The sequence below is a fragment of the Rhodococcus sp. PvR044 genome (genome assembly GCF_040548995.1).
GTDB lineage: Bacteria > Actinomycetota > Actinomycetes > Mycobacteriales > Mycobacteriaceae > Rhodococcus_G > Rhodococcus_G oryzae.
On the sequence record NZ_JBEPSX010000001.1, the window covers coordinates 595,062 to 602,847 of the forward strand.

A 7,786-nucleotide genomic window follows, 5' to 3' on the forward strand; every position below is an offset into this window, starting at 1 on the left:
CTGTCACATTCTCCCGTCGCGTTCCGTCATCACTGTGACGGACGAAAACCCGGACAACACTGGAGGGGTCATTATGCAGGCACGAATGGGCAACCCGGCAATGGTGGTTCCAGGCGCGATGGAAGCGTTGCTGGCGCTGGGCAAGGCGAGCGAGAGCGGCACCGTTCCGAAGACCACACACGAGCTGGTCCACCTGCGGGCCAGCCAGATCAACGGCTGCAGCGTCTGTGTCGACATGCACGCCCGCGAGCTGAAGAAGGGCGGCGAGTCGGACGAGCGGGTGTTCGCCGTCGCGGCGTGGCGGGAGACTCCGTACTTCACCGACGCCGAACGCGCTGCACTGGCGCTGGCCGAGGCGGTCACCCGGCTCAGCGATCGGGCGGACGCGGTGCCGGACCAGGTGTGGGACGAGGCCGCGGACCTCTACGACGAGCAGGAGTTGGCGTCGCTGATCCTGTCGATCGCCACGGTGAACGTCTGGAATCGGGTGAACGCCGCCACCCGGCAGGTCGCGGGGGCTTGGGGGTAGTAGGCGCCCAGCTCAGGATTCGCCGGCCCGATCGAAGACGAGCTGCGCACGCTGCGCCATGTCGGCGCCGATCTTGTAGCCCTCGGCGATCAGGTGCTCGTGCACCTGCGGGTCATCGGTTTCCGCTCCGAAGAGCAGCCGCACGGACGACTCCTCGATTCGGGAGTATCCCGCGATGCCGTGCTGCAGCTGGGTGGTCATCGCCTCGCGGTAGCCGCGCCGATCGTAGGTTCCGCCGTCGACGGCGGCGACCCCGACGAAGTGCAGCTGGTCGATCGCGCTCGGACCGCCGTCCGGGCCGTCGTCGTAGGCCCAGCCGCGGGTGAACACGCGGTCGATCCAGCCCTTGGCGAGGGCGGGCATGGCCCACCAGTACACGGGGAAGAGGACGACGACCACGTCCGCGGAATCAAGGAGTCGCTGCTCCCGCAGCACGTCGGCGGGGACGGCACCGGCCTGCCGGTAGTGCGCGAGATCCTGCTCGCCGAAGACGGGATCGAATCCCGCTCGAGAGAGGTCGTGCGTCGTGACGGTCGCGTTCCCGTCGGTCTCGATGCCCTGCTCGATTGCGCGGCCGATGGCCCAGGTGGCCGAGTCGTTGTCCGGATGGGCAACCACGAGAACCACGTTCGGTCGAGTCGTTTCGTTTGTCATGCGGCCAACGTAAAGTATGACATTAACGTCAATGTCAAGGGTGGAGGGCTGATGCGGATCAGTGAGCTGAGTGCCGTGACGGGCGCGAGTGCCCGGATGCTTCGTCACTACGAGAGCGCCGGCCTGCTCTCGCCCGGCCGCGACCTCAACGGCTATCGCCGCTACGCGCCCGAGGACGCGAAGACGGTCGACGATGTCCGATGCCTGCTGGCATCGGGTCTGACGTTGTCCGAGGCGGCCGCGATGCTGCACATCGTGTGCGGCGACGAGCCGAACCCATCGGACGACGAGCGCGAGGCCGCTCTGGCCAAGCTCGACGAGCGCAGTCGCCAGTTGGACGCGGGTATCGCGCGTCTGCTTGCCGAGAAGGCGAGCATCCATGAAATCCGTTCAAACATCGAACGAAATTACGGGCGGGCCTGAGAGCGGCGCGGGATCGTGGTCTACCGTGCTGATATGAGCACTTCTTCCACGGTCGGCGCCGGCATTCCCATCCCTTCGGTGCCCAACCTACGCGACATCGGCGGCTACCCGGCGGCAGAAGGGGCCCGGGTCAGGACCGGCGTCGTCTACCGGTCGACCGACCTCGGGCGCGTGGCCGACGGTGACGTCGCCGCGTTGGACGCCCTGGGGATCACCACGGTCTTCGACCTGCGGACCGAATCCGAGCGGGAGCTGCTGCCCGACCGGGCCCCGAGCGGCGCGAAGGAGGTGGCGCTGGACGTCCTCGCGGACACCGACCCGAGCGCGGCCCCGGCGATGATGCAGCACATCCTCACCGACCCGAAGGTGGCGGAGCAGCTGCTCGGCACCGGCGACACCAACGAATTCCTGCTCAAGGTCTACGGAGAGTTCGTCACCCTGCCCAGCGCGGTCTCGTCCTACCGCATGCTGTTCACGGACCTGGCGCGCGCGGAGGGCGCGCCCGCGCTGATCCACTGCACCACCGGCAAGGACCGGACAGGCTGGGCGTCGGCGTCGCTGCTGCTGTTCCTCGGGGTCAGCGAGGAGGACGCGTTCGCGGACTACCTGCTGACCAACGAGCAGCTGCTGCCCTCGTTCGAGCCGGTCTTCGACAAGTTCCGTGCCGCGGGCGGCAACCCCGACCTCCTCCTGCCGATCCTCGGCGTGCGCAGGCCCTACCTCGAGGCCGCGATCGAGCAGGTTCGCTCCGGCTTCGGCGACTTCGAGGGCTACTTCGCGGACGGCCTCGGGATCTCGGCGGCCGACCGGGACGCGCTGCGCACGAACCTGCTCACGTAACAGTCAGCTCCAACGCGCCCTCGGCGAACCGGCGGATGACGGTCGTCGCAGTACCGAGCGCATCCTCGTGCCCTGGACGGGCCCAGCCGGCCAGCGCGGCCCTGGGTCCGTCCAGGGTCAGGCCCACCTCGGCGAGCAGCTCTCCGGTGTTCGGCTGGCACACCGCCCACGAGTAGTGCTCGTCGGACGCCCACTGCGCGGTGCGGGTGGCGACGTAGTCAGGGTCGTCGATCCCGCCGTCGGCGAGGGCGGGCCGGTCGTCGACCCGCTCGTCGGCGCGCAGCGCGCGCAGGTACCAGGCGCCCGCGTTGACCTCGATCGGTTCCATCTACTCGCCGTTCCCGTCTCTCGATGTAATGACGAACGCCCCGACCGCTGATGCGGTCGGGGCGTTCGTCGTTGGATTGCGAGCTACTTGAGCTCGGCCAGGACGGTGCCCTGGGTGATGGCGGCGCCCGGCTCGACGGCCAGTCCGGTCACGATGCCGGCCTTGTGCGCGTTGACGGGGTTCTCCATCTTCATGGCCTCGAGCACGGCGATCAGATCGCCCTCGGCCACCTCCTGGCCCTCCTCGACGGCGACCTTGACGACGGTGCCCTGCATGGGGGCCGTGACGGCGTCACCGGACGCGGCTCCGCCCGCGCCGCCGCCACGCTTGCGCGGCTTCGGCTTCTTGCGGGTGGCACCGTTGGTGGACCCGCCGCCGCCGAGCGAGAACTGCCCGGGCAGCGACACCTCGACGCGGCGTCCGCCGACCTCGACCACGACGGACTGACGCGGCAGCGCCTCGTCCTCGTCGAGCGCCTCACCGGCGGTGAACGGCTCGACGGTGTTCTTCCACTCGTTCTCGATCCACTTGGTGTAGACGTCGAAGCTCTCGCCGTTGCCGATGAACGCGGGGTCCTCGACGATGGCGCGGTGGAACGGGATGACCGTCGCGAGGCCCTCGACGTGGAACTCGGCCAGCGCGCGGCGGGCGCGGGCGAGCGCCTGGTCGCGGGTGGCGCCGGTGACGATCAGCTTGGCCAGCATCGAGTCGAACTGGCCGCCGATGACGGAGCCGGACTCGACGCCGGAGTCCATGCGGACGCCGGGGCCGGTCGGGGGGACGAACTTGGTGACCGGACCGGGGGCGGGCAGGAAGCCGCGGCCCGCGTCCTCGCCGTTGATCCGGAACTCGAAGGAGTGGCCACGCGGTGCCGGATCCTCGGTGAACTCCAGCTCCTCGCCGTTGGCGATCTTGAACTGCTGGAGGACGAGGTCGATGCCGGCGGTCTCCTCGGTGACGGGGTGCTCGACCTGCAGGCGGGTGTTGACCTCGAGGAACGAGACGGTGTCGCCCTGCACCAGGAACTCGACCGTGCCCGCGCCGTAGTAGCCGGCCTCCTTGCAGATTGCCTTGGAGCTGGAGTGGATGCGGGCGCGCTGGTCGTCGGTGAGGAACGGCGCGGGCGCCTCCTCGACCAGCTTCTGGAAGCGGCGCTGCAGCGAGCAGTCGCGGGTGCCCGCGACGATGACGTTGCCGTGCTGGTCGGCGATGACCTGGGCCTCGACGTGGCGGGCCTTGTCGAGGTACTGCTCGACGAAGCACTCGCCGCGGCCGAAGGCGGCGATCGCCTCGCGGGTGGCGGAGTCGAAGAGCTCGGGGATCTCCTCGATGGTGTGGGCGACCTTCATGCCGCGGCCACCGCCACCGAAGGCGGCCTTGATCGCGACCGGGACGCCGTACTGCTTGGCGAACTCCACGACCTCGTCGGCGTTCTTGACCGGGTCCTTGGTGCCTGCGGCCATCGGGGCCTTGGCGCGCTCGGCGATGTGCCGGGCGGTGACCTTGTCTCCGAGGTCGCGGATGGACTGCGGCGAGGGACCGATCCAGATCAGCCCGGCGTCGATGACGGCCTGGGCGAAGTCGGCGTTCTCGGACAGGAAGCCGTAGCCGGGGTGGATCGCGTCGGCACCGGACCGCTTCGCTGCGTCGAGGATCTTGTCGAACACGAGGTACGACTCGGCGGATGTCTGGCCGCCGAGGGCGAAGGCCTCGTCGGCAAGGCGCACGAACGGCGCGTCGGCATCCGGCTCGGCGTACACGGCGACGCTGGCCAGGCCTGCGTCCGCTGCCGCCCGGATCACACGCACGGCGATTTCGCCGCGGTTGGCGACGAGCACCTTGGTGATGTGCGCGCTGGCATGACTGGGCACTGAGCCTCCTGTTTGTCGCAAGGGGTACCCGCTGTTCGATCCCCTTCCGGGGGTCGTACCCGGCGGGGTGGTTACGGGCATCACATCGGAGTGTAGGCATCGCCCACCGGCCCTATGTAATCGGATAGCGAATTCGTCGCGAAGGCCCCGTGGGGCGGCCAAACCCTACTGACCAGTAATTCTTCCGGTCACCGGGTGATCTGGTCCGCGAGCGTGCAGGTACCGGTGCCCACGACCTCCTCCATCAGGTTCCGGAGCCGGCCGAGATAGCGGTGGACGTTGGCCGCCGCCTCACCGGTGTCGGGGTACCGGGCGGCGATGTTCACACCTCGAGGGGTTCGGTTCACCCAGATGTGCACGTCGTGCTCGTACTGCTTGCTCCGCAGGGCCCGCGCGTTCCATTCCGGCCACTGCGTCGCCGCAGGAACGAAGCGCAGATCCATGTAGGAGACGACGAATCGCGGCCTGGCCGCGGTGGTGAGGACCTCACTGACCCGTTCGTAGGGATACCGGGCCGCGGGCTTCGCCGCCGCGATCTGCGCCTGCGCGCGCGCCGCCAGTTCGCCGAACGACTGGGCGCCGTACACGTCGAAGCAGATCGGGCCGAGTCCCACATACCAGCCGACCGACGCGGCCAGCTGCGGGTCGTTCCTGGTGTGCATCGGGGTGACCGCCTCGAATCGCGGCTCGCCCGCGAGCTCGGCTCCGACGATGCCGAGGCACGCGAGGGTGCCCGCGAAGAAGCTGTGACCGAGCTTGCGGCAGGCGAGCGTGAACGCGTCCGCGCCGTCGGCGTCGAGCGCCCACGCGGACACGCCGCTCTGCGGCACCTGGCCGGGGTCGGCGGCGCCGATGTCGAGCGGGAACTCGGGCAGGGTCCCGCCGCAGTGATCGAGGGTCGACCGCCACAGTTCGACCACCGGGTGGCCGGGGTCCAGCTCGGCCGCGGTGTCCCGTTCACGGGCCCCGAAGTCCACGTAGCTGCCCACCGGGAACAGGTCGGCGTCGATGCCGCCGCGGGCCTGCCGGTACAGCGCCTCGATCTCCTGCGCGACGATCACGACGGACAGGCCGTCGATGATCGCGTGGTCGGCCGCGAGGAACACGGTGAAGCGATCGTCGGGGCCGGGCGGCACCAGCGTGGCGAAGGCATACGAGGGCCAGGACAGCGGGGACGTGCAGCCGTCGAACAGCTCGGCCAGGTCGGCGTGGTTCTCTGCACCGCTGGTCCGGTAGCCGTGGCTGCGGGCGGTGACCCGAACCCGCCCCGTCTCGATCGTGTGACGGCTGACCGCGCCTGTGGTCGGGCTGATGCTCGCGTGACTTCGCAGCGCCTCGTGCCGATCGATCCACTCGTTCAGCGCGTGTGCGAGGGCCGCGGTGTCGAGCTGTCCGGTGATCTCGAATGCTGTCCCGAGCCACGATCCGTGTTCGGGACCGGTGGTGCGGGTGGCCTGACGCAGGCGAGCCTCGTGCACGTACGACGCGGGCCGGGGATCGTCGAACCAGGGCGACGATCCGTCGTCGAAGGGCGCGGACGGGAGCCACTCGGTGAGGGTGCCCGCGGAGATGGGGTAATCGGAGAGTTCGGTGAATTCCATTGGCAACATCCAATTCTTGCGAGTGGTGTGCTGATGGATGGGGAGGACAACACTGACCCGCCCGTCCGGGAGTCTACCGGCGGGCGGGTCGGTGTGCAGGTCTCGATCAGTCCGTGAGGTGTCGCTTGATGCGCGTCAGCATCGCGGACATCCCGCGTAGCCGGAGCGGGCTCACCGCCTCCGCGAGGCCAAGCGCCGAATAGAAGTCGGCGGGGACATCGAGAATTGCCTTGGCGCTCTGGCCGTCGAGGCCCTGGTGCAGGATCGACGCGAAGCCTCTTGTCGTCGGCGCCTCGGGTGGGGCGCTGAAGTACAACCGCACGTGCTCCCTGTCGGCGGCGTCGACCGAGAGGAACAGCGGCGACTGGCACTCGGGGACCGGTTCCATCGCCGCCTGCTCGAGCTCGGCGGGCAGATCGGGGAGTTCGCGGCTGAACTCGAGCAACAACTGCAGCTTCTGCTGACCGTCGACGGCGGCGAAGTCGTCGACGATCTCGGCGAGCGGTTCGGGCAGGCTCATGCGGTCGCCGGGACCTCTCCGGGCTCCTCACCCTTGGCGATCGGGACCCGCACCGCGTTGCCCCACTCGGTCCAGGAACCGTCGTAGTTGCGCACCTTGTCGAAGCCGAGCAGGTGGGTGAGCACGAACCAGGTGTGGCTCGACCGCTCGCCGATACGGCAGTACGCGACCACGTCGTCGGTCGGCGCGTAGGCGGCGTAGATCTCTTCCAGCTCCGTGCGGGAGCGGAACCGGCTGTCCGGCGCCGCGGCCTTTGCCCACGGGATCGACGCCGCGGTCGGGATGTGGCCGCCGCGGAGGGCGCCCTCCTCCGGGTAGTCGGGCATGTGGGTGCGCTCGCCGGTGTACTCCTGGGGCGAGCGGACGTCGATCAGCGGTCCCTTGCCCAGGTGCCCGAGGACGTCGTCCTTGAAGGCGCGGATGGCGGCATCGTCGCGCTCGACCACCGGGTAGTCGGTGCGAGGGTTCTCCGGCACGTCGAGCGTGGTGCCCCGGTCCTCCGCGATCCACGCGTCCCGGCCGCCGTCCAGCAGTCGCACGTCCTCGTGGCCGAAGAGGGTGAACACCCACAGCGCGTAGGCGGCCCACCAGTTGCTCTTGTCGCCGTAGATCACGACGGTGTCATCGCGGCTGATGCCCTTGCGGCTCATCAGGTCCGCGAAGGCCTCGCCATCGATGTAGTCGCGGGTCACCGGATCGTTGAGGTCGAGGTGCCAGTCGATCTTCACCGCGCCCGGGATGTGGCCCACGTCGTAGAGCAGCACGTCCTCGTCCGACTCCACGATCTTGACGCCCGGTGCGCCGATGTGAGCGCCCAACCATTCGGAGGTGACCAGTCGTTCGGGATGGGCGTACGCCGCGAAGGAGGGGTTCGGGTCGGGCGCTACGGGCACTGGGGATCTCCTGACGAGGCGGCAAATGGGTCGCCGTCGATTCTAAGCTGACGGCGCCGGGTGTGCCGCCCGCGCCGACGTCGATCGGCGCGGGCCTCGCGCGGGATGAAGTGTATAGTTCGCGGTT

At 69.2% G+C, this 7,786-nt stretch carries 9 protein-coding genes; 3 read left to right on the forward strand and 6 right to left on the reverse strand.

Going from position 1 to position 7,786, the window contains the following annotated elements:
- The first annotated feature begins 73 nt into the window (after positions 1-73).
- Positions 74-529, forward strand: coding sequence for a carboxymuconolactone decarboxylase family protein (locus ABIC28_RS02620; protein ID WP_097210506.1), 456 nt, complete (start codon positions 74-76; stop codon positions 527-529).
- A gap of 12 nt (positions 530-541) precedes the next feature.
- On the opposite strand, the gene ABIC28_RS02625 is transcribed toward ABIC28_RS02620, so the two are convergent.
- Positions 542-1,183 carry an NAD(P)H-dependent oxidoreductase gene (locus ABIC28_RS02625; RefSeq protein ID WP_097210507.1) on the reverse strand — a complete coding sequence of 214 codons (642 nt, stop codon included), beginning with the start codon at positions 1,181-1,183 and terminating at the stop codon, positions 542-544.
- Between the two features lie 51 nt (positions 1,184-1,234).
- Here ABIC28_RS02625 and ABIC28_RS02630 point away from each other — a divergent pair, with 51 nt between their 5' ends.
- Together ABIC28_RS02630 and ABIC28_RS02635 are read left to right on the forward strand one after the other, a co-directional pair.
- A complete protein-coding gene (locus tag ABIC28_RS02630; protein ID WP_209928826.1) occupies positions 1,235-1,606 on the forward strand; it encodes a MerR family transcriptional regulator in 372 nt (123 codons plus the stop codon).
- 33 nt (positions 1,607-1,639) lie between these two features.
- Positions 1,640-2,446, forward strand: coding sequence for a tyrosine-protein phosphatase (locus ABIC28_RS02635; RefSeq protein WP_097210508.1), 807 nt, complete (start codon positions 1,640-1,642; stop codon positions 2,444-2,446).
- Here ABIC28_RS02635 and ABIC28_RS02640 read toward each other — a convergent pair.
- The 5 genes from ABIC28_RS02640 to ABIC28_RS02660 form a co-directional block, all read right to left on the reverse strand.
- Complete coding sequence (locus tag ABIC28_RS02640) at positions 2,439-2,774, reverse strand: hypothetical protein (RefSeq protein WP_209928827.1); 336 nt, start codon at positions 2,772-2,774, stop codon at positions 2,439-2,441. The genes ABIC28_RS02635 and ABIC28_RS02640 overlap by 8 nt on opposite strands.
- Before the next feature lie 83 nt (positions 2,775-2,857).
- Positions 2,858-4,645: an acetyl/propionyl/methylcrotonyl-CoA carboxylase subunit alpha gene (locus tag ABIC28_RS02645; RefSeq protein ID WP_097210510.1), complete on the reverse strand. Its 1,788-nt coding sequence runs from the start codon at positions 4,643-4,645 to the stop codon at positions 2,858-2,860.
- 188 nt (positions 4,646-4,833) lie between these two features.
- Positions 4,834-6,246 (reverse strand): condensation domain-containing protein, encoded by a 1,413-nt coding sequence (locus tag ABIC28_RS02650; RefSeq protein WP_269588341.1) that lies wholly within the window; start codon positions 6,244-6,246, stop codon positions 4,834-4,836.
- A 106-nt stretch (positions 6,247-6,352) separates the two neighbouring features.
- Positions 6,353-6,766 carry a SufE family protein gene (locus tag ABIC28_RS02655; RefSeq protein ID WP_097210512.1) on the reverse strand — a complete coding sequence of 138 codons (414 nt, stop codon included), beginning with the start codon at positions 6,764-6,766 and terminating at the stop codon, positions 6,353-6,355.
- Positions 6,763-7,659, reverse strand: coding sequence for a sulfurtransferase (locus ABIC28_RS02660; RefSeq protein WP_097210513.1), 897 nt, complete (start codon positions 7,657-7,659; stop codon positions 6,763-6,765). The genes ABIC28_RS02655 and ABIC28_RS02660 overlap by 4 nt, the downstream gene beginning before the upstream one ends.
- Between the last annotated feature and the right edge of the window lie 127 nt (positions 7,660-7,786).

What these genes read in the sequence shown, in the direction of transcription:
- ABIC28_RS02620 (WP_097210506.1), top strand. Translation starts at nt 74, where the DNA reads ATGCAGGCACGAATGGGCAACCCGGCAATGGTGGTTCCAGGCGCGATG.
- ABIC28_RS02625 (WP_097210507.1), bottom strand. Translation starts at nt 1,183, where the DNA reads ATGACAAACGAAACGACTCGACCGAACGTGGTTCTCGTGGTTGCCCAT.
- ABIC28_RS02630 (WP_209928826.1), top strand. Translation starts at nt 1,235, where the DNA reads ATGCGGATCAGTGAGCTGAGTGCCGTGACGGGCGCGAGTGCCCGGATG.
- ABIC28_RS02635 (WP_097210508.1), top strand. Translation starts at nt 1,640, where the DNA reads ATGAGCACTTCTTCCACGGTCGGCGCCGGCATTCCCATCCCTTCGGTG.
- ABIC28_RS02640 (WP_209928827.1), bottom strand. Translation starts at nt 2,774, where the DNA reads ATGGAACCGATCGAGGTCAACGCGGGCGCCTGGTACCTGCGCGCGCTG.
- ABIC28_RS02650 (WP_269588341.1), bottom strand. Translation starts at nt 6,246, where the DNA reads ATGGAATTCACCGAACTCTCCGATTACCCCATCTCCGCGGGCACCCTC.
- ABIC28_RS02655 (WP_097210512.1), bottom strand. Translation starts at nt 6,766, where the DNA reads ATGAGCCTGCCCGAACCGCTCGCCGAGATCGTCGACGACTTCGCCGCC.